Annotated in this window: 29 protein-coding genes; 8 read left to right on the top strand and 21 right to left on the bottom strand. The window is 69.3% G+C overall.

From position 1 onward, the window contains the following. Positions 1–72 precede the first annotated feature (72 nt). Positions 73–396 carry a thioredoxin family protein gene (locus RS901_RS28285; RefSeq protein WP_013952898.1) on the top strand — a complete coding sequence of 108 codons (324 nt, stop codon included), beginning with the start codon at positions 73–75 and terminating at the stop codon, positions 394–396. Positions 397–411: 15 nt separating this feature from the next. On the opposite strand, the gene RS901_RS28280 is transcribed toward RS901_RS28285, so the two are convergent. Beyond that, complete coding sequence (locus RS901_RS28280) at positions 412–843, bottom strand: VOC family protein (RefSeq protein ID WP_316153821.1); 432 nt, start codon at positions 841–843, stop codon at positions 412–414. A gap of 122 nt (positions 844–965) precedes the next feature. On the opposite strand from RS901_RS28280, the gene RS901_RS28275 reads away from it, so the two are divergent. Then, the gene (locus tag RS901_RS28275) at positions 966–1,850 is read left to right on the top strand and encodes a LysR family transcriptional regulator (RefSeq protein ID WP_316153820.1); all 885 of its coding nucleotides are present in this window, start codon (positions 966–968) and stop codon (positions 1,848–1,850) included. Between the two features lie 280 nt (positions 1,851–2,130). Here the strand turns inward: RS901_RS28275 and RS901_RS28270 are convergent, their stop codons facing one another. From RS901_RS28270 to RS901_RS28240, 7 genes are all read right to left on the bottom strand, one after another. Continuing rightward, positions 2,131–2,466, bottom strand: a complete 336-nt coding sequence (locus RS901_RS28270; protein ID WP_316153819.1) for a cupin domain-containing protein — start codon at positions 2,464–2,466, stop codon at positions 2,131–2,133. Between the two features lie 105 nt (positions 2,467–2,571). Then, a complete protein-coding gene (locus RS901_RS28265) occupies positions 2,572–2,778 on the bottom strand; it encodes a hypothetical protein (protein ID WP_316153818.1) in 207 nt (68 codons plus the stop codon). Between the two features lie 92 nt (positions 2,779–2,870). Beyond that, entirely contained in the window at positions 2,871–3,224 is a 354-nt protein-coding gene (locus RS901_RS28260; protein WP_316153817.1) for a hypothetical protein, read from the bottom strand. 181 nt (positions 3,225–3,405) lie between these two features. Further along, positions 3,406–4,869, bottom strand: a complete 1,464-nt coding sequence (locus RS901_RS28255; RefSeq protein ID WP_316153816.1) for an efflux transporter outer membrane subunit — start codon at positions 4,867–4,869, stop codon at positions 3,406–3,408. Beyond that, entirely contained in the window at positions 4,866–5,774 is a 909-nt protein-coding gene (locus tag RS901_RS28250) for an HlyD family secretion protein (protein ID WP_316153815.1), read from the bottom strand. The genes RS901_RS28255 and RS901_RS28250 overlap by 4 nt, the downstream gene beginning before the upstream one ends. Further along, on the bottom strand, positions 5,771–5,989 hold the full coding sequence (locus RS901_RS28245) for a DUF1656 domain-containing protein (RefSeq protein ID WP_316153814.1): 219 nt from the start codon (positions 5,987–5,989) through the stop codon (positions 5,771–5,773). The genes RS901_RS28250 and RS901_RS28245 overlap by 4 nt, the downstream gene beginning before the upstream one ends. A 26-nt stretch (positions 5,990–6,015) precedes the next feature. After that, the gene (locus tag RS901_RS28240; RefSeq protein WP_316153813.1) at positions 6,016–8,016 is read right to left on the bottom strand and encodes an FUSC family protein; all 2,001 of its coding nucleotides are present in this window, start codon (positions 8,014–8,016) and stop codon (positions 6,016–6,018) included. 212 nt (positions 8,017–8,228) lie between these two features. Between RS901_RS28240 and RS901_RS28235 the strand changes: the two genes are divergently transcribed. Beyond that, entirely contained in the window at positions 8,229–9,134 is a 906-nt protein-coding gene (locus tag RS901_RS28235) for a LysR family transcriptional regulator (RefSeq protein WP_114136106.1), read from the top strand. A 21-nt stretch (positions 9,135–9,155) separates the two neighbouring features. On the opposite strand, the gene RS901_RS28230 is transcribed toward RS901_RS28235, so the two are convergent. Next, positions 9,156–9,713 carry a hypothetical protein gene (locus RS901_RS28230; RefSeq protein WP_316153812.1) on the bottom strand — a complete coding sequence of 186 codons (558 nt, stop codon included), beginning with the start codon at positions 9,711–9,713 and terminating at the stop codon, positions 9,156–9,158. A 183-nt stretch (positions 9,714–9,896) separates the two neighbouring features. On the opposite strand from RS901_RS28230, the gene RS901_RS28225 reads away from it, so the two are divergent. Continuing rightward, positions 9,897–10,403 (top strand): N-acetyltransferase, encoded by a 507-nt coding sequence (locus RS901_RS28225; protein ID WP_316153811.1) that lies wholly within the window; start codon positions 9,897–9,899, stop codon positions 10,401–10,403. Positions 10,404–10,414: 11 nt separating this feature from the next. Here the strand turns inward: RS901_RS28225 and RS901_RS28220 are convergent, their stop codons facing one another. Together RS901_RS28220 and RS901_RS28215 are read right to left on the bottom strand one after the other, a co-directional pair. Continuing rightward, entirely contained in the window at positions 10,415–12,757 is a 2,343-nt protein-coding gene (locus RS901_RS28220) for a cytochrome P450/oxidoreductase (protein ID WP_316153810.1), read from the bottom strand. Between the two features lie 71 nt (positions 12,758–12,828). Further along, complete coding sequence (locus RS901_RS28215) at positions 12,829–13,815, bottom strand: tripartite tricarboxylate transporter substrate binding protein (RefSeq protein ID WP_316153809.1); 987 nt, start codon at positions 13,813–13,815, stop codon at positions 12,829–12,831. Between the two features lie 182 nt (positions 13,816–13,997). Between RS901_RS28215 and RS901_RS28210 the strand changes: the two genes are divergently transcribed. Further along, a complete protein-coding gene (locus RS901_RS28210) occupies positions 13,998–14,834 on the top strand; it encodes an IclR family transcriptional regulator (protein ID WP_316153808.1) in 837 nt (278 codons plus the stop codon). Positions 14,835–15,020: 186 nt separating this feature from the next. On the opposite strand, the gene RS901_RS28205 is transcribed toward RS901_RS28210, so the two are convergent. The 7 genes from RS901_RS28205 to phnG are packed head-to-tail and all read right to left on the bottom strand — an operon-like array spanning position 15,021 to position 20,909. Then, a complete protein-coding gene (locus tag RS901_RS28205) occupies positions 15,021–16,238 on the bottom strand; it encodes an alpha-D-ribose 1-methylphosphonate 5-triphosphate diphosphatase (RefSeq protein ID WP_316153807.1) in 1,218 nt (405 codons plus the stop codon). A gap of 37 nt (positions 16,239–16,275) precedes the next feature. Further along, on the bottom strand, positions 16,276–17,001 hold the full coding sequence (gene phnL / locus RS901_RS28200) for a phosphonate C-P lyase system protein PhnL (RefSeq protein ID WP_316153806.1): 726 nt from the start codon (positions 16,999–17,001) through the stop codon (positions 16,276–16,278). A gap of 5 nt (positions 17,002–17,006) precedes the next feature. After that, positions 17,007–17,783: a phosphonate C-P lyase system protein PhnK gene (gene phnK / locus RS901_RS28195; RefSeq protein WP_316153805.1), complete on the bottom strand. Its 777-nt coding sequence runs from the start codon at positions 17,781–17,783 to the stop codon at positions 17,007–17,009. Next, positions 17,780–18,682, bottom strand: a complete 903-nt coding sequence (locus RS901_RS28190) for an alpha-D-ribose 1-methylphosphonate 5-phosphate C-P-lyase PhnJ (RefSeq protein WP_316153804.1) — start codon at positions 18,680–18,682, stop codon at positions 17,780–17,782. Before RS901_RS28190 ends, phnK begins: the two co-directional genes overlap by 4 nt. Beyond that, a complete protein-coding gene (locus tag RS901_RS28185) occupies positions 18,679–19,803 on the bottom strand; it encodes a carbon-phosphorus lyase complex subunit PhnI (protein WP_316153803.1) in 1,125 nt (374 codons plus the stop codon). Before RS901_RS28185 ends, RS901_RS28190 begins: the two co-directional genes overlap by 4 nt. Before the next feature lies 1 nt (position 19,804). Next, positions 19,805–20,422, bottom strand: a complete 618-nt coding sequence (phnH, locus tag RS901_RS28180; RefSeq protein ID WP_316153802.1) for a phosphonate C-P lyase system protein PhnH — start codon at positions 20,420–20,422, stop codon at positions 19,805–19,807. A 1-nt stretch (position 20,423) separates the two neighbouring features. Then, complete coding sequence (gene phnG / locus RS901_RS28175; protein ID WP_153956203.1) at positions 20,424–20,909, bottom strand: phosphonate C-P lyase system protein PhnG; 486 nt, start codon at positions 20,907–20,909, stop codon at positions 20,424–20,426. Between the two features lie 178 nt (positions 20,910–21,087). Between phnG and phnF the strand changes: the two genes are divergently transcribed. The 3 genes from phnF (at position 21,088) to phnN (ending at position 23,264) form a co-directional block, all read left to right on the top strand. Further along, complete coding sequence (gene phnF / locus RS901_RS28170) at positions 21,088–21,822, top strand: phosphonate metabolism transcriptional regulator PhnF (protein WP_316153801.1); 735 nt, start codon at positions 21,088–21,090, stop codon at positions 21,820–21,822. A gap of 129 nt (positions 21,823–21,951) precedes the next feature. After that, positions 21,952–22,677: a DUF1045 domain-containing protein gene (locus RS901_RS28165; RefSeq protein WP_316153800.1), complete on the top strand. Its 726-nt coding sequence runs from the start codon at positions 21,952–21,954 to the stop codon at positions 22,675–22,677. Further along, positions 22,674–23,264 carry a phosphonate metabolism protein/1,5-bisphosphokinase (PRPP-forming) PhnN gene (gene phnN, locus RS901_RS28160; RefSeq protein ID WP_316153799.1) on the top strand — a complete coding sequence of 197 codons (591 nt, stop codon included), beginning with the start codon at positions 22,674–22,676 and terminating at the stop codon, positions 23,262–23,264. The genes RS901_RS28165 and phnN overlap by 4 nt, the downstream gene beginning before the upstream one ends. A 41-nt stretch (positions 23,265–23,305) precedes the next feature. On the opposite strand, the gene RS901_RS28155 is transcribed toward phnN, so the two are convergent. Genes RS901_RS28155 through phnE form a run of 3 tightly spaced genes read right to left on the bottom strand, consistent with a single transcriptional unit; the run spans position 23,306 to position 25,120 of the window. After that, a complete protein-coding gene (locus RS901_RS28155; RefSeq protein ID WP_316153798.1) occupies positions 23,306–23,770 on the bottom strand; it encodes a GNAT family N-acetyltransferase in 465 nt (154 codons plus the stop codon). Next, a complete protein-coding gene (locus tag RS901_RS28150; protein WP_316153797.1) occupies positions 23,767–24,303 on the bottom strand; it encodes a phosphonate degradation HD-domain oxygenase in 537 nt (178 codons plus the stop codon). The genes RS901_RS28155 and RS901_RS28150 overlap by 4 nt, the downstream gene beginning before the upstream one ends. Before the next feature lie 4 nt (positions 24,304–24,307). Then, the gene (gene phnE, locus RS901_RS28145) at positions 24,308–25,120 is read right to left on the bottom strand and encodes a phosphonate ABC transporter, permease protein PhnE (RefSeq protein WP_316153796.1); all 813 of its coding nucleotides are present in this window, start codon (positions 25,118–25,120) and stop codon (positions 24,308–24,310) included. Positions 25,121–25,193: the final 73 nt, after the last annotated feature.

Below are 25,193 nucleotides of genomic sequence, written 5' to 3'. Positions count from 1 at the left end.
GGAGTTGCCGCTGGAACGAATCTGGCAGGCATGCGGATGCCATCAGCCGGCTGTCGCGAAAGGACCAGATCCATGCCCATGACCCAACAATACGCGGCCACCGAGCCGACCCGCACGGAAGTGGATGCGCTGCCGGGCGCCACCGTGCTGGAATTCGGCGCCCCGTGGTGCGGCTACTGCCAGCGCGCCCAGCCGGCGCTGGCGGAGGCCTTTGCCGTGCATCCGGCGTTGCGCCACCTCAAGATCGAGGACGGCAGCGGGCGCCGGCTTGGCCGGTCGTTTCACATCAAGCTGTGGCCGACGCTGGTGTTCCTGCGCGACGGGCAGGAAGTGGCGCGGCTGGTGCGCCCGACCGAGTCCGACCCGATCCGCGAGGCCATGCGCCGCATTGCGTAGCCCGGCCGCGCTGCCTTATTTAGCGAACACCTGGCTCAGGTCGCCAAATGCCTTGAACTCCAGCGCATTGCCCGACGGGTCCAGGAAGAACATGGTGGCCTGCTCGCCAACCTGGCCCTTGAAGCGCACATGCGGCTCGATCACGAACTGCGTGCCCGCCGCGCGCAGCCGCTCGGCCAAGGCCTCCCATTCGCCCATCGGCAGGATTGCGCCGAAGTGCCGCACCGGCACGTCATCGCCATCGACGGCGCTGGTGGCGTGGTGCCCGCATTCCTCTGGCGACAGGTGCGCCACCACCTGATGGCCATAGAAATTGAAGTCCACCCAGGCCTCGGAACTGCGCCCTTCGGGGCAGCCAAGCAAGTCGCCATAGAAGCGCCTTGCCTCGGCCAGGTCGCGCACGGGGAAAGCCAGGTGGAACAGGGGAATGGAGGAAGTCACGCTCATGCGGGGGGCCTTTGTCGGGGGTCGGAATGCGGGCAGGCGCTGGCCTGCGCGTTGATTGTAGCCAGCACAAGCCGTAATATAAAGCGAATCATTTTTGCTCTGAGCATCAGACTTTTCGATAGATGATCCGCTACTTCCAGACCTTCCTGGTGGCTGCCGAGACCGGCTCGTTTTCCGCCGCCGCGGCGCGGCTGGCGCTGACGCAGTCGGCCGTCAGCACGCAGATCCGGCGGCTGGAAGAGGACCTGGACTGCGTACTCTTCGATCGTACCGGCAAGTCGGTCGCGCTCAGCGAAGCCGGCCGCCGGCTGGTGCCGGAGGCGCGGCGCTTTGTCGAGCTCTATGCCGCGATGAAGGACCGCGCCGGCCCGCACGCCGACGCCGCGCCGGTGGAGCTGGGTGCAGTGTCCACGGTTCAGGCCACCTTGCTGGCCGATGCGATGCGGCATTTCCGGGGGCGCTTTCCGGACTCGCACGTCAACGTGGTGCCGGGCATGTCCACCCAGCTGCTGACGCAGGTGGATGCGCGCGAGCTGGACATTGCCGTGCTGATCCGGCCGCGGCTGGGCTTTCCGCCGGACCTCAAGTGGGTGCCGCTGGTGCGCGAGGGCTTTGTCGGCATTGGTCCCGCCGGTGCGCCTGCAGACCTGCGCGCGCTGCTGGAGACGCTTCCGTTCATCCGCTACAACCGCCACAGCACCGGCGGGCAGCTGGTGGACGGCTACCTGAAGCGGCAGCGGCTATGGGTCAGGGAAGGGATGGAACTGGATGAGCCGGCCGTGATCCTGCAGATGGTGGCAGCCGGCCTGGGTTGCGCCATTATCCCGTCCGAACTGGTGCCATTGGAGCAGTCCGCGGGCGTGGTGCAGGCGCCATTGCCGGGCGGGCCGCTCTATCGCGACGTAGGCGTGCTGGTGCGCGAATCGGCACTGCGCCGCGAGCCGGTGGCGGCGCTGATCGATGCCTTTGTGGCCGCCAGCGCGCGCTGGCAGCCTGTTGTGGCTTAAGAACCCATTTCATAATGAAGAAGGGGACGCGTTCAAGCCAGGCGCGGCGCAGGCTAGGCGCGGGCCGCCGGCCTTGGTGATTCCAAGGTCAAGGCCCGTAACGACGCATGCGCCGCGCCTGGCTTGAACCCGAAGGGAAGGCTGCTGCCGTGCCGCATGGCGTTGTTGCGGCCTCCTTGCGTGGAATAACCACGCGGCGTCGGCCACGCCTAGCCCTGCGGCCCGGCAGCAGCCTTCGCGCCCCTTCTTCATTATGAAATGGGTTCTAAGGCCGGACGACTCAGCGGCTGCCGGGCAGGACCAACGTGACCAGCACCGAGGCATCGGAGATGGCGGTGACGTCGTAGCGCACGCTCGGCCCCAGGTAGAGCAGGTCGCCCTGATGCAGCTGGCGCTCGGCGCCGTCCACCCGCACGCGCACCTCGCCCTCCAGGCATTGCACGGTCATCGGGCCATCCACTGCATGGGGCGGCATATGCTTGCCCGCCTTCAGCACCAGCCGCATCACTTCCAGCGGGCCTTCCTTGAACAGGGCCTGGGTCGCGGTCTGGTCCAGCCGTGTGCCCAGTGGCAGCACGCTGGCGATCTGTCCGGATGCAAGATGGGGAAGGGACATGCGCGGCTCCTCGCTCTTCTGGTGGGGTGGCTTGTCAGGCACGGCCGGCGCCTGGCGGCGGCACGTCTTCTCAATCTAGCACCGGAGCGCGCACCTCAGTAGTACTCAGCGTGATGTAACCGGCGAAGGCACCGACGCGGCAACGTCCGCTTGTGCGCAAGGCGTGGCATTGTGCGCTTGGGCGGTGCGCTCGGCTGCGGTCCTGGCAGCGGCGCGGCCGCGCTCGATCACAGCCCAGTCAGGACCGGCGGCAGCGGGAAAAGACGCGGCCAGGGCGCCAAGGCCGAGCAGCGCGAACAGGATGGTTTTCATGAGGGAGGTCTTCAGGAGGAACGGGAGAAGAGACGGGGCCTTGCGCCCCGTCGACACGCCACGGCGGCTGCCGTGGCGCGAGCAGGCGCTGGTCAGGCGGCAGCCGAAACGCGCGAGCCGCTATGGGCCGGCGGTGCCGACACGCCGCTGCGGTCCATGCCCGCCACTTCCATGCCGGCGGCAGCGCGGTTGGCGCCGTCGGTGAACGGGTCGCGCCGGTCGTTGACGCGGGCGCCATCGGTGAAGGGGTCACGCTTGCCATGGATGTGCGCACCTTCGGTGAACGGGTCGCGCTTGCCGTTGTGCAGGTTGTAGCCGTAGCGGTCGGCGGCAACGCCGCGGTCGTTCAGGCCTTGCGCCATGGCAGGGCTGGCCAGTGCGGCGGCACCGAGTGCTGCGATCGAGAGGGTCGTGGCAAGGAGGGCTTTGAGGGCGTTTTTATGCATGTCTGCTGTTTTTGGGTGGATGGACGGCATGGCCCGCGAGGGGCCGCGCGGGGATGGCGGATCTGCCTCCCGCGCCGTCCGGGTTCGCCGTTTGGGCGGTGCCGTCGCGTGGAAAGCGTGCGGCACAGGACGAAGTTTAGTCAGGTCGATGCATTCCTGTGATGATTTAAACGTCGAGAGATCAGTCATTTTTTTCATCGCCAGTCGCATGGGCGGCAGCCACCTTGCGGCCGGCCCGCCAGCCCCCGCCGAGCGCGAGGAACAGGTCGACCTGGCGCGCGGCGACATGGCCTTCGGACGCAGCCAGTGCGGCCTCTGCATCGGCCAGCGTGCGCTCGGCGTCCAGGTGCGCCAGGTACGGGATACGCCCCGCCTGCTGCAGGCGGCGCTGCAGCCGCGCCGCTTCCGCGGCCTGTTCGCGCGCCGCGTGCAGGGCTTCGTGCCGTTCCAGTTCACGCGTGTAGGCCGACAACGCCGCTTCGGTCTCCTGCAATGCGCGCAGCACCGTGCCGTCAAAGCGCGCCAGGGCGGCGTCGGCCGCGGCTTCATGTCCGTGGATGCGATGGCGCACGCCGTTGGTCGGCAGCGACCAGCTCAGCAGCGGCCCCACGCTCCAGCGCGCCGTCGGGCCGCTGCCAAGGTGGCTCAGCACGCCGGTCAGCCCGGCGCTGGCGCCGATGCGGATCGATGGATACAGGTCTGCCGTGGCCACGCCGATGCGAGCGGTGGCCGCGGCCAGTTCGCGTTCCGCCTGCCGGATATCGGGCCGGCGCCTGAGCAGCGCGGCGCCGTCACCCACGGGCAGCGGCACTCGCAGCTTGGGTTCCGCATGGCAGTCCACCTCGGTCTCTGGCAGTGCCGCAGGCGGTTTACCCAGCAGCAGCGCCAGCCGGTGGCGTGCGGCGCTACGCGCGGCTTCCAGCGTTGGCAAGGCAGCGCGCAGCGCTTCGGTGCGGGCGCGCTCGCGCGCTACGTCGGTGGGCTCGCCGCGGCCGGCTGCGACCAGGCGGCCGGTGGCGTCCAGCGTGCGTTGCTGTACCGCGAGCTGCTGGGTGGCGGCGGCCAGTTCATGCGTGGCGGCGCAGCCCTGCACGTAGGCGCGCACGGTCTGCGCTGCCACAGTGACGCGCACCATGTCGAGCGTGGCCTCGCTGGCTTCAGCACCGGCCAGCGCGGCTTCGTCGGCGCGGGCCAGCTTGCCGAAGAAGTCGATCAGGTAGGACACGCCGAAACCGAAGTCGCCCAGGTTGAATACCGGTGGCTTGGTGCTCTGCAGGAAGCTCTCGCCCGACAGCTGCGCGCGCGATACGCTGGCGCTGGCGCCGCCCTGGGGCAGGTTTTCGGACTCCACCTCGTGCAGCAGCGCCACCGCGCGGCGCAGGTTGGCGCTGGCGGCGCGGATGTCGGTGTTGGCGGCCAGCGCCTGTTCGACCAGCCGGTCGAGCCGCGCGTCGTCATAGAGCCGCCACCAGTCGTCGGGCACGGGCGCGATGGCCACGCCGTGCGCTTCGGCGCCCTGCAGCGGGCCGTTGGCCGCGGGCGCGCGCACCGCCGCATGATCGGGCCCGCGATAGTCCGGGCCCACGGTGGTGCAGGCGCACAGGCAGGCCGCGGCGCACGCCAGCCAGGGATGGCGCGGCCTCACGACCGGGGCCCCGCGCGGCGGCCGGCGTCATCGTCGCGCCTGGCTTCGCGAACGGCCACAGTCGCGGTGCGGCCGGAAACCAGGCGCACATCCGCGGGCACGTCCTCCAGCACGATGCGCACCGGCACGCGCTGTGCCAGCCGCACCCAGTTGAAGGTCGGGTTGACGTTGGGCAGCAGGTTCGAGCCCGCGCTGCGGTCGCGGTCCTCGATGCCGGCGGCGATGCTCTGCACGTGCCCGCGCAGGTGCCGGGGCTCGCCCATGATATGCACGTCGACCGGGCTGCCGATGCGGATCCGGTGCAGCTTGGTTTCCTCGAAATAGCCTTCCACGTGGAAGGAACCGGCGTCGACCATCGACAGCACCGGACGGCCGGTCGAGACATAGTCGCCCAGGCGCGGCAGCCGGTCGTTCAGGTAGCCTGCCACCGGGCTGCGCACGCTGGTGCGGTCCAGGTTCAGCCGGGCCAGCCGCAGCGCGGCTTCGGCCTGTGCCAGCGCGGCTTCGCCTTGCTCTACGCGGGCACGCCCCTGTTCCGCGACTTCGGCGGCAACCAGGCCGTCGAGATTGCGGTTGCGCGCGGCTTCGCGCCGCGCCTGCGCCAGCGCGGCGCGCTGCGTCGCTACCGTGGCCAGTGCCTGCTGCAGGGCCAGCGCGTAGCGGTCGCGGTCGATCTCGAACAGGACTTCGCCTTGCTGCACATGCTGGTTGTCGCGCGCCAGCACGCGCGTGACCAGCCCTGACACATCGGGCGCTACCTGGATGATGTCGGCACGCACATGGCCGTCGCGGGTCCACGGCGCGGCCGTGTAGTAGTCCCACAGGTGGCGCAGCACCAGCAGGGCGGCGATGGCGGCCAGCAGCGTGGGCAGCAAGGGAAGCAGGGGGCGGAGTCGGAAGGTCATGAAGGCAGTCCCGGCACCGCGACAAAGACTGCGGCCACGGCGCCAAGGACGATCACATAAAGGGAAAAATTGAACAGCGAGCGGTGCCAGATATGCCGGTAGCAGCCCAGCGCGGCCAGCACCATGCGGATCGCGGTAGTGACGGCGAAGGCCAGCACCATCAGCACCAGCACGCCTGGCACGAAGACGCCATAGAGGTCGATTTCACTGAGCATTCGGCGGCAGCAGAGAGTTAGGGAGATCAGCGGGACAGGGCAGCCGCCGGGCCAGGCAGCAGCGTGACCTGCAGCACCACCAGCGCGCCGAGCGTGCCGCGGTGGTCAGAGCGGTCACCTGCGGGCAGCGCGGCCACGCCGGCGACGGCATCGGCCACCCAGGCGGCCAGCCCCGCCGGCGCCGGCACGGCATAGCCCGCGCGCAGCCGTGCGCGGAAATGCCGGGCCACTGCGGCCAGCACGCGGCGCACCGGCTTGCGCGCCGCGGGCGGCAAGGCCGGCAGCGCCTTCTGCAGCGCCAGCGCGCAGTAGCCGACTTGCAGCGCATGGAAGCCGTCGGACGACAAGGGATCGCCGGCAGCCCCCAGCCGAGGCACCAGCTGGCCGAGCCGGTCCAGCATGCGCGCGCCCAGCTGCGCATCGCCATCGGCCGCGCGTAGCGTGGCGGCCCGGGCCAGGTCCTGCCAGCTGGCGCGCACCAGCCGGTGCGCCGCCGCGCGCGCGCCGAACGGGCGTACCGCCATCGACCACAGCGGCGCGAACAGCATTGCCGCGGCGCCGGCCAGGCAGGTATTGAAGGTGCCGAGGAAATCCGCGTCGAACACGGCCTGCACGTTGGCGAACGAGGCCGTGTTGACCGACAGCAGCATCGCGATCAGCTGGAAGCCGGGCCGCGCAATCAGCAGGCCAATGCCGAGATAAGGTAGCGCCAGCATCGCGGCCAGCGCTTCAAAGGTGTGCGTGTGCGGCACCACCAGGAACAGGTAGCCGGACGACACCAGCAGGCAGATCGTGCTCCAGCGCAGGAAGGGGCCGGCCATGCGGCGCGGCTCGTCGATGGCCGCAAAGAAGCAGCAGGCGATGGATGCCACCGCGACCGCGCCGGCGCCGTCCTCCCAGCCTGAGAAGATCCACAGCAGCCCCGCGCAGAAAACGGCCAGGCCGCTGGACACGGCGCCGAACAGCAGCATGCCGTGGTCGTGGTGATGGCCGGCAGCCTCCGGGGCCGGGTCGCCGCGTAGCAGCGGCGCGCCGGCGCTGCGCTCGCCAATGCCTTGCTGCAGGGTGCGGCATTCAGCGTACAAGGTGCCCAGGCGCCGCAGCTGGTCCGCCGCCGTGGCGGCGAGGCCGGCTTGCCAGCCGACATCACCCGCGCGGCCATCGGCAAGCCAGCCGCCCGTGGTGACGGGAGGCGGCGTGGCAGTATCGGTCCCCAGCCAGGCGGTCGTCGCAGCCAAGGCCTCGCGCAGCGGCAGCGGCATGTCGTCCGGATGGCGGCGCAGCGCCTGCAGCACGCTTTCCAGCGACGACAGCAGCGGCATCAGCATGGTCATGCGCTGGCGCAGCGCGCGGGCATGGCGCAGCGTGTGGCTGCCCTCGGTGTCATAGGCCAGCTGGCTGGCCAGCTGGTCCAGCGCCAGGATGTCGGCGGCGAGCCGGTGGCGGCTGTCATCGGCGCGCGGGCTGCCGGTGAGGATGTCCGATGCCCAGGCCGCCGCGTCGGCCAGCCAGGTGGCGGCGCGGGACCGCAGCGCGGGCGCCACCTTGGCCGGGAAGACGACCGAGCCCACCAGCCCGGCGCAGACGATGCCGATCACGATTTCCTCGATCCGGGCCACGGCAATATCGAAAATCTGCGCCGGCGCGCTGACGGCCGGCAGCGCGACGATCGGCAGGGTGTAGGCCGCCAGCAGGTACACATAGCTGCGCGGCGTGCGCTGCAGCAGCGACAGGTACACCAGCACGGTGATCCACAGCGCGATCGCACCCATCAGCACGATCGGCATGTTGACCAGCTGCGGCACCGTGGCCACCGCGGCGGTGGCGCCCAGCATCGTGCCGGCCACGCGGTAGGCCGCCTTGGAACGGGTGGCGCCGGTCAGGGGATGGGAAACAAAGTACACCGTTGCCATGGCCCAGTACGGCCGCGGCAGGCCCAGCGCCAGCGCGATATAGAGCGCCAGCATCGCGGCGGCGAATGCCTTCAGCGAGAACAGCCACTGTCGTGCATTCGGCCAGCTAGCCATGGAGCGGGGTCTTCAGGAGGAGTTGAGGGCACACCGCGGCCTGCCGCTCCACGCTTCATTGACGGCGCGGTTGGGCGGGGGCGATGTGTGGAAGCGAAGTGTAGCCAAACCTTTCGCATTCTATTCATGATTTAATATTGGTCTTTCCATTCCCTTTGTTCATGGATGGCGCAAGCGGCCTGCCGGCAGCCCGCTCGCCGTCCCTCAGCACCATGCCCATCGATATCCGCGCCCTGCGCTATTTCGTCGAGACTGCCAGGCTGCGCAGCTTTACCCAGGCCGCGACCTCGCTGTTTGTCACCCAGTCGACCATCAGCAAGATGGTCAAGCAGCTGGAGGACGAGGTCGGCCAGCCGCTGCTGATCCGTGAAGGCAAGAGCGTGCGGCTGACCGACGTTGGCCGCGTGGTCTACGAGCGCGGGCAGGAGGCGCTGGGCGTGGTGCACCGGCTGACGCTGGAGGTGTCCGACCTGTCCTCGCTGGGCCGGGGGCAGTTGACGGTGGGGATCCCGCCGATGGTCAACCTGTTCTTTTCACCGGCGGTCAGCGCCTTCCGGCAGCGCTATCCCAACCTGTTGCTGACGCTGGATGAACACGGCGGGCAGGTGGTGGAGCAACTGGTGGCCAGCGGCGAGCTGGAAGTCGGCGCCACGGTGCTGCCTGGCGACAGCGGCCTGGCGCTGGAAACGCGCCAGTTCGGCCGCTACCCGATCTGGGCCGTGGGGCCGCGCAAGGCCGCCTGGGCGCGCGGGCGCACCGTCACGCTGGCGGCGCTGCGCAATGAGCCGCTGGTGATGCTGACCGATGACTTCTCGCTGACGCGCAAGCTGCGGCAGGCATTTCTCGAAGCACGCATCGAGCCGCGCGTGGTGGCGCGCAGCGGGCACTGGGATTTCCTGGCGTCGATGGCGGCGGCGGGGCTGGGCACTACCTTCCTGCCGCAGCCGCTGGCTGAGCGCCTGCAGGGCCAGGGCACGCTGGCCATGGCGCGGCTGACCGAGCCAGCAATGGACTGGACCATGGCGCATATCTGGTCGCCGGGACGCTACCTGTCGCATGCGGCGCGGGCGTGGCTGGCGGTTTGCGATGAGGTGCTGGGGAGCGGAAAGGGAACTTGAACCGGCGCGCGTGCGGCGGCCTTACTTCTTCAGGCACTGGTCCGGCGGGATATCCAGCAAGACCAGCGATTTCTGCCCGGCCACGTAGTGGTAGCGCAACCTGACCCCCAGCTTGCCGAGCACCGGCACATCCGGGTTGCGGCAGATGCCGCGCTCCAGGATCGGCTTGGCCCTCGCCATGAACTCGCGGGTATCGTCACGCGCGGCATCCACCCCCGAAACCTTCAGCTGGAACTCGACAATCTTGCCCGGCCGCGTCACGCAGCCGTCGAAGCGGGTGGTGTCGTCCAGGTCAAGCGGGCCGGCGCGCATCAGCTCCTGGCAGGCCATGCGCAGCTCACGGTCGACATCGCCCGTGGTCAGGCGGGTCACGCCGTTCATGCCGGTGGGCTTGCCGCGCACCGTGCCCAGCAGCAACATGGCCAGCCCTGACAGTTGCGGGGACGGCGCAGGCGGGGCAGCCAGGGTGGCGGAAAGGGCAAGTGGCGCGGCCAGCAGGCCCAGGCACACAGCGGCATGGCGCAAAGGATGGCGATCGGGGACGGCAGGGGCAGCAGGGAAAGCAGGGGCAGGGCGCATGACACAACGGGGACAGGATTGCCTTGGGGTTCGCGCTGCTACTTTAGCCTTGGCGCCTTGCCGCCGTTGTCAGGCGTTGTCCTACGGCGCAACGGTGGCTTGCGCTGGCGGCCGCGCCATGCCAGTGAACGGGGAGCGTAGAATCCAGGTCCCCAAGACCTGATCGAAGTCCCGAGTCCCGCCATGTCCGTGCAGATCCGCCCAGAATCGCCGTCCGACGCCGACGCCATCGCCCGGCTGACCACCGCCGCTTTCCTGACGGCGCCGCACACCAGCCACACCGAGGCGTTTGTCGTCAATGCGCTGCGCCGCGCCGGCCAGTTGACGGTGTCGCTGGTGGCACAGGCCGGCGACAGGCTGGTGGGGCACGTGGCGATTTCGCCGGTGACGTTCTCATCCGGCGCGACCGGCTGGTACGGACTGGGTCCGATCTCGGTGGCGCCGGACCGGCAGGGACAGGGCATCGGCTCACAGCTGATTCACGCGGCACTGGCCGACCTGCGCCGCCTTGGCGCCGCTGGCTGCGTGCTGCTGGGCGATCCCGCCTACTACGGCCGCTTCGGCTTCGCCGCGCGGCCCGGGCTGGTGCTGGACGGCGTGCCGCCCGAGTACTTCCAGGCACTGGCGTTCGACGGCGGCTATCCGGCGGGCAGCGTGCAATACCACGACGCCTTCAACGCCACCGCCTGACGGGCGGGCGCTCAGAGCTCCAGCACCAGCCGGCCGCCGCCACAGGCGCGCGAGCAGCACGCCATCATGCGCTGGTTGGCCTCGCGCTCGCTGCGCGTGAGCACCACGTCGCGATGGTCGACCTGGCCGGCCAGCACGCGCACCTCGCAGGACCCGCACAGGCCTTCCTCGCAATCGCTCTGCACGTCGATATTGGCGCCGCGCAGCGCGCTCAGCAGGGTCTGGCCGGCCGGGACTTCCATGATCAGGCCGGAGTCCTTCAGCTCAACGGTAAAGGGCTGTTCCTTCGACGCATCCAGCGTGCCCAGCTTCGATACGAAGTGTTCCACGCGCAGCGCATCTTCCGGCCACGCCGCGCAGCACTCGGCCAGCGCATCCAGCATGCGCTGCGGGCCGCAGGCGTAGATCTGGGTGCGCGGGTCCGGCAGCGCCAGCAGTTTGCGGAAGTCGGCGCGCTGGCCTTCGTCGCTGGCATGGACCTGAAGCCGTGCACCGTGCAGGGCCTGCAGTTCATCCAGCATCGCCATCGCCTGGCGCGAACGGCCGCAGTAGTGGAATTCGTAGTCGATGCCAAGCGCACGGGCGCGCCGCGCCATCGCGCTGACCGGCGTGATGCCGATGCCGCCGGCGATAAAGACGGCGCGCCTGCAGCTTTCATCGAAGCGGAAGTGATTGCGCGGCCCGCGGACGCGCAGGCGGTCGCCGGCCCGGACGCTGCCATGCACCCAGGCCGAGCCGCCGCGGCTGTCGGGGTCGCGCAGCACGGCAATCTCCAGCGCCGCGGCGTCGTCCGGATCCCCGCACAGCGAATACTGGCGCGACAGCCCGGTATCGCCGCATTCCACGTCGATATGCGAGCCCGGCGCCCAGCGCGGCAGCGGCTTGCCGTCAGGCGCCGCCAGCCGCAGCCGGACCACGCCGTCGGCGGCGGGCGTGACGCGCTCGACCACCACCGTGCGGGCGATGGTGTGCGCGGACGGCTCGCCGATGCGCACCGGCTGGTGCACCTCGAGCAAGGCCGGGTCGCGGCGCTCAGGGTTCTGCGCAGGATCCCATTCCACCAGCAGGTGCTCCGGGCCACGGAACGAGGTGTTGGGCACGTAAGTGAAGGTCTGCCAGGCCAGGCGCATGTGTGGCAGCCGGCGTGTCAGTTCTTCCAGGAAGACTTGCATCTCCATGCGCGCCAGGTTCTTGCCCATGCACTGGTGCGAGCCGTAGCCAAAAGTCAACTGCTCGCTGGCATTGTCGCGGCGGATATCGAACAGGTCGGCATCGGCAAAATGGCGCTCGTCATGGTTGGCCGAAGACGTGACGATCAGCAGCTTGCTGCCCGCGGGCAGACGAATGCCGCCGACCTCGGCGTCGCGCGTCACCAGCCGCCGCCATGCGGCGACGGAGCCGTTGTGGCGCAGGCATTCTTCCACCGCATTGGGGATCAGCGATGGATCGTCGCAGATCTCGCGCCACGCATCCGGATGCTGCAGCAGCAGCTTGATGGCATTGGCCGAGGCATTGGCGGTGGTCTCGTGCGCGGCGACGATGCCGGCCATCATCATCGAATGCAGGTAGGAGTCGGTGACTACCTCGGGCAGGTCTTTCTGCCTGCGCAGGCCGTACTGCATCCAGCCCGGGCCGGACGGGTCCTCGCGCATCTTGTCGAGGATGCGGCCCGCCAGCTGCCAGAAGTTGCCCACGGCATGCGCCACCGCCACCTGTTCCTCCGGCTTCGGCCGGCCCCAGGTGTTGACGGTATGGGCGATGGAGTACTGGCGCAGCAAGTCCATGTCCTCTTCGGGCACGCCCAGGAAATGCAGGGCCACGGTCAATGGCACCTCCCACAGCATCTGGTCGACCAGGTCGGCGCGGCCATCGTCGATAAAGCGGTCGACATACTCGCGCGCCAGGCGGCGCACCAGCGGCTCATGGTGCGCCAGTTCCGCGGGGGTGAACGGTGCCATCAGCGCGCGCCGGCGCGGCATGTGGGCGGGCTCGTCCTCGTTGACCAGCGTGCGGTTCATGGCGTAGCCATAGGACGCCAGCACGGCATTGGCCTCGTCGCCGGTGGGCGTGATCTTCTCCAGCGCGATCGACGGGCTGAAGGTCAGGTTGTCGCGAAAGATCGCCTTGATGTCCTGGTAGCGCGTGACCACCCAGTAGCCCAGCGTGGGGCTGTAGAACACTGGCTCCTGCTCACGCGACCAGCGCACGTATTCGGGGGGATCCTGCTGGTAGCCGTCGCCGAAGGGATCGAATTGCGCCGCGTTGTGGCTGACCGGGCAGCCGTTGGGCGCGGTCAAGGCGCTGTGGTCGATCGGGCAGCCGCTGCGCGCGGCGCTGGGGGAGGGGTTGGCCATACTGCGTACTCCTGGCGAAAAACAGGGCCGTCCGGTCAGGGCCGGACGGCCATTCGGTGTTGCGGCCGGACTCAGTTGTCCAGCGTGATCTTCAGGTCGCGGATCAGCCTGGTCCAGCGGGCGGACTCGCTGCGCAGCAGCTCGCTGAATTGCGCCGGCGAGTTGCCGACCGGCTCCACGCCGAAGTCCACCAGCCGCTTGTTGACAGCGGGCTCACGGATTGCCGCGACCACGTCCTTGTTCAGCGTGTTGACCACCTCCGGCGGCGTGCCGGCCGGCACCACCATGCCCACCAGCGCGGCAGCCTCCACGCGCGGGTAGCCCAGCTCGGCAAAGGTCGGCACGTCAGGCAGCTGCGGCAGCCGGGTGGCATTGGCCACTGCCAGCGGCCGGACCTTGCCGCCCTTGATAAAGCCGGCGCCGGCCGCGTAGTCCACCATCATCGCCACCACCTGCCCGGCGGCCACGTCCGACAGCGCCGGCGCGGCGCCGCGGTACGGGGCATGCGTCATCGACAGGCCGGCTTCCACCTTCAGCAGCTCCATCGCCAGGTGGTGCGGGCTGCCCGCGCCTGCCGAGCCGTAGTTGATGCCGCCCTGGGTGGCCCTGGTCTGCGCGATGAATTCCTTGGCGCTCTTGACCGGGCTGGTCGCGCCCACCACCAGGATCATCGGGAAGCGGCCCAGCAGCGTCACCGGAGCCAGATCCTTGCCAGGGTTGTAGGAGAGCGATTTGTACAGCACGGGGTTGAACACCAGCGTGCCGTTGTCGGCCGACAGCACGGTATAGCCGTCGGCGGCCGAACGCGCCGTCTCGGCCGCGCCGATGGCGGTATTGCCGCCCGGCTTGTTGTCCACCACCACCGGCTGGCCGACCTTGGCCGACAGCCCCTGGCTGATCGTGCGCGCCAGGAAGTCCGAACCGCCGCCGGCGGCGTAGGGGACGATCCAGCGGATCGGCTTGGCAGGGTAGGCGTCGGCGGCGTGCACCGGGACAGCGGCCAGCATCGGCAGGGCCAGGGCGCCAATGGCCAGGTGCTTGAAGTGGGGGCGGGGCATGGGGGCTTGTCTCCTTGTTGGTCAGCCCGGTGTACGGCACCGGTGTTTCTGTTTTGCGTAAATAATATACGCATTGCGTAATGATTGAATGCGGGTTAACCTTGAACTGACCCTGCGGCGGCCGCATGGCTTAATCCGCCTTCCATGTGATGACCGCTTACCGTTTGCCGGATCTTCCCGCCATGCCCCGACCGAAAGCTACCGAACCTCCTATCGAACCTGCCGACGCGCCCCGCACGCGCGAACGCCGCCAGCGCGTGCAGTCGGCGGTCACCGGCATGGCCGTGCTCAAGGGACTGGCCCGGCTGGGCGGGCGCGCCAGCCTGACCGCGCTGGCCGCGCATATCGACGAAAGCCCGGCCAAGGTGCACCGCTACCTGGTAAGCCTGGTGGAAGAGGGGCTGGTGGCGCAGGAGGCGGGCACGCAGCAATACCACCTGGGCTTCGAGGCGCTGCAGATCGGCATGGCGGCGATGCGGCAGGCCGACCCGATCCGGCTGGCCGAAGCCTCGCTGGTGCGCCTGCGTGAAGCGCTGGAGGTGACCTGCTTTGTCGCGGTGATGGGCAACAAGGGGCCGACCATCATGCGCTTTGAAGAACCGGGTTTGCCGGTGACGGTGAACGTGCGCGCGGGTTCGGTGATGCCATTGCTGTGGTCGGCCACCGGGCGCGTGTTCCTGGGCCTGCTCGATGAAAAGCGCGTGCATGCCCAGGCCGAAGACGAACTGGCCACGGCCAGCCCGGCGCGGCTGGCGTTGCTCGATGCCAGGGATCCCATCGGCGCGCTGCGCCGCGCGGTGCAGGCCGACGACTGCGCCTGGGTGCGCGACACCAACCTGACCGGCATCAGCGCCGTGGCGGCGCCAGTGCGCGACTACACCGGGCGCGTCTGCGCGGTGCTGACGGCGCTGGGCGCCACCGGCGGCTTTGATCCCGCCATCGACGGGCCCATCGGCAGCGCCGTGCGGCGCGAGGCGCGCGCGGTCAGCACGGCGCTGGGGTTCAACCCCGGGGCTTGACCCGAAGCCTCAGCCGGTGAAGCCGCCATCGGCCAGCAGCGAGCCGCCGTAGCCTGCGCTACTGTGTTGCCGGCCTGACCGGCGCTGGCTCGTCCAAGCGCTGACCGAGGTTGCGCTCGACTTCCTGTTCAGATCAGCCGCCTGGCGGAGGCGTGGCGGATTCTTACGAATCCCGGCCAATCCTCCCTATGCCACCTCGCGCAGTGCGGGTTCGCGCGGCATGGCGGCATCGCCAACGTGCCGCACCGACGGATACCCCGCCGCAAACACCAGCCGCCCGCCAGACCAGGTATGCGTGACCATCGGCTGGCCTGCCACGCCGGACACGGCGATCACGTCCGCGCGTAGCCCCGGCACCAGGCGCCCGCGGTCGTCCAGCAGGCAGGCGTCGGCGGGATTGGCGGTGACCAGCGCCAGCGCCTGGTTCAGCGGCAGGTCGGCCAGGCGCGCGGCGGCATACGCGGCCGCGATCAGCGTGGACGGCTGGTAGTCCGAGCACAGGATGGTGCCGACCCGGGCGTGGATGGCGTCGATGGCGCGCATCGAGCCGCTCTGGCTCTTGCCGCGCAGCACGTTGGGCGCGCCCAGGATGGTCGGCAGCGCCTGGGCGCACGCGGCTTGCGCGGTTTCCAGGTTGATCGGGAACTCGCTCATGCGCACGCCCAGCGCGTGCATGGCGGCGATGCGCTGCGGCGAATCGTCGTCATGGCTGGCGGTAGGGATGCCCAGCGCATGCGCCCTGGCCACCAGCCGGTTGACGCGGTCATGCGCGCCTTCCAGCGCGGCGGCCTTCTTGTGGGCCGCATCGGCGGCTTCCTCGCGGCTCATGCCGTGGTTGCCCATCATGTAGGCCAGGTAGGCATCCATGGTCTTGAACTGGCCCTGGCCCGGCGAGTGGTCCATCACGGACAGCAGGTCGACCACGCCCTCGGCCATCAGCGCTTCCAGCACCGGCACGGCGCTGGAATCGGTGACTTCGTAGCGGCAATGGATGCGGTTGTCGACCAGGCTGTGGCGGCGATACGCGGCCAGGGTGCGCACCACCGTGGCCGCGGTGTCGACATTGCGCACACCGAACTGGTTGCCGGCGAACGACAGCGCGTGGTACGGCGTGGTGATGCCGGCCGCCGCGTTGCGGCGGTCCACCTGGGCCACGGCAAAGTCCAGCGGGAACAGCACGCTGGCGCGGGGCTCGACTTCCTTCTCGATGGCGTCGCAATGCACGTCGACCAGGCCCGGCATCACGGTGTGGCCATGCAGGTCGATCACGGCGGCGTGGGCAGGCACCGCGGCGGGTGCCGGTTCGATGGCGGCGATGCGGCCATCTTCGATCAGCAGCGCGCTGTCGTGCAGCACGCGGTCCGGCAGCACCAGGGTGGCGTGCGTCAGGTAGGTAGCAGACATGTCCGGCTCCGTTCTGGGATTCCGTTCTGGGATCAAATCAGGCAAGGGCGGTAGCGGGTTGCAGCGGCAGCAGGCGCGTGGCCACGGCGTCGCGCACGGCTTCGTCGTGGAAGATTCCGATCAGCGCGCGGCCTTCGGCCAGCGCCTCGCGGATCAGCTCGACCACCACGGCGCGGTTGTCGGCGTCCAGCGAGGCGGTGGGCTCGTCCAGCAGCAGGATCGGGTGGCCGCCGATCAGCCCGCGCGCGATGTTCACGCGCTGCTGCTCGCCACCGGAGAAAGTGGCCGGCGGCAAATCCCACAGCCGGCGCGGCAGGTTCAGCCGTGCCAGCAGGTCTGCCGCGCGGGCGCGGGCCTCCTCATGGCTGGCGCCGCGCTGCTGCAGCGGATCGGCCACCACGTCGAGCGCGCCGACGCGGGGAATCGCGCGCAGGAACTGGCTGACATAGCCGATCACTTCGCGGCGCAGCTTCAGCACGCGTTGCTCGGGGGCGTGGGTCAGCTCGACCCACGGCTCGCCCTCGGCGCTGGTATCGCGCAGGCGGATGCTGCCTTCGGTAGCCAGGTAGTTGCCGTACAGGCAGCGCAGGAGGGTGCTCTTGCCGGTGCCGGAGGGCCCGGAAAGCACCAGGCATTCGCCGCGGGCGGCATCGAAATCCATCGCGCGCAGCACGGGCAGGCGGATGCCGCCCTGGTTGTGCAGCGTAAACATCTTGCCGAGGGCGCGGACCTCGACCAGCTTCTGTGGGTGTTCTGCGTGCATCGTCGTCAGCCCTGCAGGATGGAAGAGACCAGCAACTGCGTATACGGGTGCTGCGGGTCGTCGAGGATCTGGTCGGTCAGGCCTTGCTCCACCACGCGGCCGCCCTGCATGACCAGCGTGCGGTGCGCGAGCAGGCGCGCCACGGCCAGGTCGTGCGTGACCAGCACGGCGGCGAGGCCCAGGTCCGCCACCAGGCGGCGCACCAGGTCTAGCAGGCGGGCCTGCACCGACACGTCCAGCGACGCCGTGGGCTCGTCCATGAACACCAGGCGCGGGTGCGTGACCAGGTTGCGCGCGATCTGCAGGCGTTGCTGCATGCCGCCGGAGAAGGTGCCAGGCACGTCGTCCAGGCGGGCCAGGTCGATTTCCATCTTCTCCAGCCAGTTGCCGGCGACCTCGCGCAGGTTGCCGTAGTGGCGCTCGCCCACGGCCATCAGGCGCTCGGCGATATTGGCGCCGGCGCTGACCTGCATGCGCAGGCCGTCGCGCGCGTGCTGGCGCACGAAGCCCCAGTCGGTGCGGGCCAGCAGCCGCAAGCGCGCGCTGGACAGCGTGGCCAGGTCGGTCAGGCCGGACTCGCGCATGTCGTAGCTGACGCTGCCGCGCTGCGCCGGCGCCTGCATCGACAAGGCCTGCAGCAGCGTGCTCTTGCCGGAGCCCGATTCGCCCACCACGCACAGCACCTCGCCCGGGTACAGGTCGAAGCTGACGTCATGGCAGCCATGCAGGCCATCCCAGGTGCGCGTCAGGTTGCGCACCGACAGCAGCGGGGTGGCGCTCATCGGGCACCTCCGGCAGCGGTCTTGACGGCCTGGGCCGCCTGGCGGTCGGCGCAGTACTCGGTGTCCGAACACACGAACAGGCGCGTGCCGGCGTCGTCGGTGATGATCTCGTCCAGGTAGCTGTCAGTGGCGCCGCACTGGGCGCAGCAGCTGGACCACTTCTCCACGGTGAAGGGATGGTCGGCAAAGTCCAGGCTTTTCACCGCGGTGTACGGCGGCACGGCATAGACGCGCTTCTCGCGCCCGGCGCCGAACAGCATCAGCGCGGGGCTGCGGTCGAGCTTGGGATTGTCGAACTTGGGGATCGGCGACGGCCGCATCATGTAGCGCTGGTTGACGATCACGGGGTAGTCGTAGGTGGTGGCGATATGGCCGTGATGGGCGATGTCCTCATACAGCTTGACGTGCATCGCGCCGTACTCTGCCAGCGCGTGCATGGTGCGGGTCTCGCCCTCGCTCGGTTCCAGCCAGCGCAGCGGCTCGGGGATGGGCACCTGGAACACCATGGTCTGGCCCGCGCGCAACGGCGTTTCCGGAATCCGGTGACGGGTCTGGATGATGCTGGCCTCGGCGGTGCGCTCGGTGGTCTGAACGCCGGTGACGCGGCCGAAGAAGCGGCGGATATTGATGGCGTTGGTGGTGTCGTCCGAGCCCTGGTCGATCACCTTGAGCACGTCATCCTTGCCGATGATGGCGGCCGTCACCTGGATGCCGCCCGTGCCCCAGCCGTAGGGCAGCGGCATCTCGCGGCTGCCGAAGGGCACCTGGTAGCCGGGAATCGCCACGGCCTTGAGCAGCGCGCGGCGCAGCATGCGCTTGGTCGACTCGTCCAGGTAGCCGAAATTGTAGTGGTCGTCGCGGGCCATGCCCGTTGCCATGGTGGTGTCGGCGGTGGTCATGCCAGCGTCTCCTCGTGCGGCTGCGGTTGCTTCTGGACGGTAGCGGTCACGGCGCCATCCTGTTCCGCGCGCAGCCGGCGCAGCAGTTCCAGGTTGGCCTGGAAGTCCACGTAGTGGGGCAGCTTCAGGTGCTGCACGAAGCCGGAGGCCTCGACATTGTCGCTGTGGTACAGCATGAATTCGATATCGTTGGCCGGGGCGTCGGCGGCCTCGCCCAGTTCTTCGGCGCGCATGGCGCGGTCGGCCAGCGCCATCGACATGGCCTTGCGCTCGTTGTAGCCGAACACCAGCCCGTAGCCGCGCGTGAAGCGCGGGGCTTCGTCGGCATTGCCGGCGAACTGGCTCACCATCTGGCATTCGGTCAGCTCGATCTCGCCGATGGTGACGGCGAAGCCAAGCTCTTCCACGAACAGTTCGACCTCGGCAGTGCCGTAGCGGATCTCGGCTGCGAACGGGTGCGAGTTGCCGTAGCCGCGCTGGGTGGAATAGCCCATCGACAGCAGGAAACCTTCATCGGCGCGCGCCAGGTTCTGCAGGCGCGCGGCGCGGTTGGCGGGGAAGGCCAGCGGCTCGCGCGTCAGGTCGGGCGGCGTGGGGTCGCCCGCGGGGATCTGGTCGGCTTCGACCAGTTCATCCGCTTCCAGCAGGCCGGTCACGCGCGGCATGCTGGCGGCGAGGGGTTCGGGCGAGGGCGGCAGCGGCTCGGGGTCGCGGCCTGCTTCTAGCGTGAAATCCAGCAGGCGCTGGGTGTAGTCGTAGGTCGGCCCCAGCACCTGGCCGCCCGGCACGTCCTTGAACGTGGACGAGATCCGGCGCTGCAGGCGCATCGCGCCCGTATCCACCGGCTGGGTATAGCCAAAGCGCGCCAGCGTGGTGCGATAGGCGCGCAGCAGGAAGATCGCCTCGATCTGGTCGCCGGCGGCCTGTTTCAGGGCCAGCGCGGCCAGGTGCGGGTCGTACAGCGAGCCCTCGGCCATGACGCGCGACACCGCCAGCGGCATCTGTTCGCGGATCTGCGCCAGCGTGAGTTCCGGCACCGCGGTATCGCCACGGCGGTAGGCATCGAGCATCCGGTAGGAATTGAGGATGGCGCGCTCGCCACCTTTGACGGCTACGTACATGTCAGTCCTCCACCAGCGTGGTGCGCGTCAGGGCGCAGAATCGGTCGCCGCAGGCCAGCAGCAGGTCCACGCCGAGCGGGAAGGCGGCGTTGTTGGCGCGCCAGCCGGCGCGGAAGTCCGCGGGCAGGCCGGCCACGCGCAGCACTTGCGTGGTTTCGATGCCGGGGCCGCGCAGCGTGAGGGTGTCGCCATCGGCAAGCGAGGCCATCTCCATCAGCAGCGTGGCCGAGCGGTCCGGGAAGGCCGGGTCGCCTTGCGCGCAGTCCGCCAGTGCCGGCATGGCATATCCGGCGGGCACGCAGACAAAGGCCGCGGCGCCGACATCGTCGGTCAGCGGGCAGCCGCAATGGAAGCGCAGGAACGCGCGCGCCGCGGCCGGCACGCCGGCAGGCAGCCAGACCGGGGTATCGGGATCGGCCAGCGTCAGCAGCAGCGCGGCCAGCGCAGGCGACAGGCCGTCGGGCAGGCCGCTGGCCACGGGCAGCGTTTGCAGCCGGCCCGGATGGGCAAACGCCTGCAGCGCGGCGCGGAAGACCTGCTGGGCGTCGTCGACCGGGTTGTTGAAACCCGGCAGCAGCGAGGCGGCCGGGGTGGACAGGATCGGTTGCATGGCAGTCATCTCAGTCCTCTCCCCGGACCATGGTGAAGAACTCGACGCGGGTCTGGGCGGCAGTGGCCGCTGCGTGTGCCGCGCGCTCCGCCTGCGTGCTTGCCAACGGCGCCAGCACGAGGTCCTGCACGCGCTGGTGCCAGGCCGGGCGCTGCAGCAGCGCGTCCAGCACCGCGGCCTGTTCGGCGTGGCGGGCGCTGCGGCCCTGGATATAGGCCACGCCTGCAGCGGCCCCGGCAGCGCCGTCTTCCAGCACGACCGCGCAGCGCGTGACCGTGATTTCCCCCAGGTTGAACTGGGCACCGGTGCCGCCCGCGCGGGCCCGGACCATGGCCATGCCGGACTCCGGCTTGCGCAGCAGCCTGTAGGCCGGCAGGGCTTGCGCCTGGCCAAGCCGCTGGTAAGCGCCGTCGAGCGCGTCGGTGGGCGCCGTCGCCAGGATCCGGAGCCAGGCGGCGCGGGCGGCATGGGCCTGCGCGGTTTCGCTTTGCATCATCACCCCTATACGTCTATACGTTTAGATGTCACTGCTTGAGCACGCAGCTACTAGACCACAGGCAGATGAACGTTTCATGACGGGGCGGGGCATTGCTCGGGCACCCCGCCATCGCGGCGCGGTTGAGGCACAATCGCATGGCAATGGTGAACGCTTGATGACAAGAGGGCAGCGCGAGATGTCTGATCGAGAAGTGGAACGGGGTTCCGGCGTGGCGGTATGGCGCCAGATTGGCGAGGCGCTGGCGGACGACATCCGCAAGAAGCTGTACCAGCCCGGCGAACAGCTGCCCCCTGAGCCTGAACTGGCCACGCGCTTCGCGGTCAACCGCCACACCATCCGCCGCGCCATGGGCGAGCTGGAGCTGAGCGGGCTGGTGCGGATCGAGCAGGGCCGCGGCACCTTCGTGCAGGAGCACGCGATCGACTACGCGATCGGGCGCCGCACGCGCTTCTCGCAAAACCTGGCCGCGCAAGGCATGCGCGGGCATACCGAGATCATCGACAGCCAGGTGGTGCGCGCGCCGGAAGTGGCAAAGCAACTGGGCCTGGCGCGCACGGCGGAGATCCTGCACGTGCAGATGATAGGCAAGGCCGAAGAGCGCACCATCGACGTTGCCGAGCATTACTTCGACCTCAAGCGCTTCCCGGGTATCGACGAGGTGCTGCGCGCCAGGCAATCGGTGTCGCGCGCGCTGGCGCATTTCGGCATTGCCGACTACACGCGCAAGTGGTCGCGCATCACGGCGGCCATGCCCAGCGCCCCGGTGGCGCGGTTGCTGAACCAGCCGAAGACGCGCCCGGTGCTGCAGGTGGAGGCGCTGAACGTCGATATCGACGGGGCGCCGGTGCAGTACAGCCTGGTGCGGTTTGCCGGGGACTGGGTGCAGCTGACGGTTTCCGACAATGATTGAGGTGGGGCGCCGTGGCATTGGTCTAGACATCCGGCTGTCATCTGCCTGCGCTAACGTGTCTGCGGTCCAGACCACAAACCAGGGCAGTCGCCGCCGCCGGGCGTTTGGCGCCGCTGGTAACCTTGCCGCATGACCTTGCCAGCGCACCGTTACGCCATCTACCTGGCGCCCGCCGATCCCTTCCGCACGTTTGGCAGCCAGTGGCTGGGCCGCGACGCCGAAACCGGCGCCGCGCTGCCCGCCCCGGCAGGCATGGCGCCGCCGCCCGCGGAATGGGTCCAGATCCCGGCGCACTACGGCCTGCATGCCACGCTGAAGCCGCCATTCCGGCTTGCACAGGGCACCAACGGGCCGATGCTCGACGCCGCTGCGCGGGACTTCGTGCGTGGCTGCGAGGCATTCGACGCGCCGCTGGCGCTGCGTGCGCTGCGGGGTTTTGTGGCGTGGTGCCTGGCCGATGGCGGATCCTCCCCGATGCAGGCGCTGGCCGATGCGTGCGTACTGGCATTCGAGCGCTTGCGCGCCCCGCCCACGGCCGAAGAGCTCGGCCGGCGCAAACCGGACCAGTTGAGCGACGAAGAGCGTCGCATGCTCGACGCATGGGGCTACCCGTATGTGTTTGCTACCTTCGTCTTCCATATCACGCTGACCGGCATGCTTGACACTGCCGGCCAGCGCGCCGCCATGGAGCGCCTTGGGGCCGCGAGCGGCAGGCTGCTGCAGGCGCCGCTTCATGTGGATGCGATCAGCGTATTCGTGCAGCCGGCGCCGGGCGACGACTTTATCGTTGCCCGCCACTACGGCTTCAACGGCAGCACCACCGACGGCGCCGGCGCGGCGTACCTGGACGCATGAACGCACATGGCGCGGCCGACGGACACGGCCTGTTCTACCTGATGGGGCCGTCCGGCAGCGGCAAGGACTCGCTGCTGCGCGCGCTGCGCGAGCGCCTCGGGCCGGACGACCGCATCATCATCGCGCATCGCTATATCACCCGCGAGGCCGATGCCAACGAGGCCTCCGTTGCTCTGACCCCCGATGAATTCCGGCGCCGCCAGGCACTCGGCTGCCTGGCGCTGGACTGGCGCAGCCACGGGCTGCATTACGGCATCGGTATCGAGATCGAGCAGTGGCTGGCCAGGGGCCTTACGGTGATCGTCAATGGCTCGCGCGAGTACCTGCCGCAAGCCGTGGCGCGCTACCCGAAGCTGTGCGCCGTGCATGTGCGCGTGCGGCCGGAGGTGCTGGCCACCCGGCTGCGCCAGCGTGGCCGCGAGTCGGAAGAGGCGATTGCCCGGCGCCTGGCGCGCGCGGCGCAGGCATTCACCGTGCCGGCAGGGTGCCGCCTGGTCGAGTTCGACAATAGCGGCGCCCTGGAAACCGCGGCGGAAGCGTTCGCGCGGTTGGTCGGGACTACCTCCGATAGCGCAACATTAGGCTGATAATTCCGTGCCCGGGTAAAGCCTCCGGCACGGCCTTGCCATCAGAGTTCGATGCTGAAACTGATGCCGTGCTCGGTGAAACCGAGCCGGCGATAGAACTGGTGGGCCTGCAGGCGCCGCGCGTTGGACGACAGCGCCAGCTTGGCCGCACCGGCCTCACGGGCCAGGCGCATCGCTGCGCGCATCATCGCCTTGCCGACGCCCATGCCGCGCGCGGACGGCGCCACCACCACTGCCTCGACAATCGCCTCGGGACGCCCGTCGTGGACCATCACGGGAAATACCAGCAGGCTGAAGGTGCCCAGCGGCACCTCGTCCTCATCCACCATCATGTAGCAGCGGTAGTCCGGATAGCGGCGCATGGTTGCGTAGCGCTCGCGCATGGTGGCCAGCGGCATCGGCGACTCATCGTCCATCGCGGCCAGCAGCGCGGACAGGTGCCGCAGTTCCGCGTCGGAACCGCGCACTTCACGCAGGGCAAGCACGGCTTCAGCGATGGTGTTCATGCGCCAGTCCGCGCGCAACGCGCGGCCATGTCCAGATAGTGCGCCAGCGGCGGCGTGGCCAGGTCGACCACCTTGGCCAGGTCGTCGTAGCGGCGCAGGCGGACCGCGGCAGCGGCGTGGCGGCTGGCGGCGAACTCATCGGCCTGCGCGGCGCTGTACGGGCCGCCTTGCAGCGCCAGGCTTTGCACTGAAGCGGGGGACAGCGAGCCGGAATACGCGGGATCGACGGCGCACAGGTAGCGCTTGGCCGCCACGTGCAGGCGCACGGGCTCGGTCACTTCGTCGCCGAACAGTCGGGCCAGCGCATCGGCGGCGGCCTCCTGGTGGCGCATGTCGGTGGTGGTGCTTTCGGCCAGCAGCAGGTGGCCAACGTCGTGGAGCAGGGCCGCGACGATCAGCGGCTGCGGCTCGCCGGCCTGTTCGGCCAGTTGCGCGCACTGCAGCGCGTGCGCGGTCTGGCTGATGGCTTCGCCGCCGTACCAGGCATTGCCATGGTCGGCAAACAGCGTTTCGATGCGGGACAGGTTCAGCATGATGTCAGACCAGTACCTTGCGAATTTGTGCGGAGATGATGTCGATGGCCGAGACGAACAGGATGATGATGATCATCACGGCACAGGTCTGCCCATACTGGAAGCTGCGGATGATCTCCCACAGCACGGTGCCGATGCCGCCGGCGCCGACGATGCCCACCACCGAGGCCGAGCGCACGTTGGACTCGAAGCGGTACAGCGCGAACGACAGCCACAGCGGCAGCACCTGCGGAATCACGCCGTAGACGATCTCCTCGATCGGGCCGGCGCCGGTGGCGCGCACGCCTTCCACCGGGCGCGGGTCGATGGCCTCGACGGCTTCGGCGAACAGCTTGGCCAGCACCCCGGTGGTGTGGATCCAGATCGCCAGCACGCCGGCAAACGGTCCCAGGCCTACGGCCACGATGAACAGCATGGCGAACACCATCTCATTGATGGCGCGGCAAGCGTCCATGATGCGGCGTGCGGGCTGGTAGGCCCACGCCGGGACGATATTGGCCGAGCACAGCAGGCCCAGCGGCACCGCCATCACCACGGCCAGGGCGGTGCCCCACAGCGCGATCTGCACGGTGACGAGCATCTCGTCCAGGTAGTGCCGCCAGTCGCGGAAGTCGGGCGGGAAGAAATCGGCGGCAAATTTTGCCATGTTGTCCGAGTCGCGCAGCAGGTCCAGCGGGCGCATGTCGGCGCCTTGCCAGGACAGGGCGAGCATGGCCAGCAGGACTGCCCAGGTCAGCATCACGGCAAGGGAAGCGCGCGGCGGGCGCACGTTGCTCTGGGGCGTGGGAGGCAGGCCGGGCCTGGCGGTGACGGTCATGGGGCAATCCGGAATCAAGCGGAAACAAATCGAAAGCGATGCGGGGCCGGCGGCGGGGTGCCACCGGCCTCGG

Origin of the sequence: Cupriavidus sp. BIC8F, assembly GCF_032465815.1 — a bacterium.
Classification (GTDB): domain Bacteria; phylum Pseudomonadota; class Gammaproteobacteria; order Burkholderiales; family Burkholderiaceae; genus Cupriavidus; species Cupriavidus necator.
Note: the sequence above shows the minus strand (reverse complement) of the source record. Positions and strands in the feature narration are given on the sequence as shown.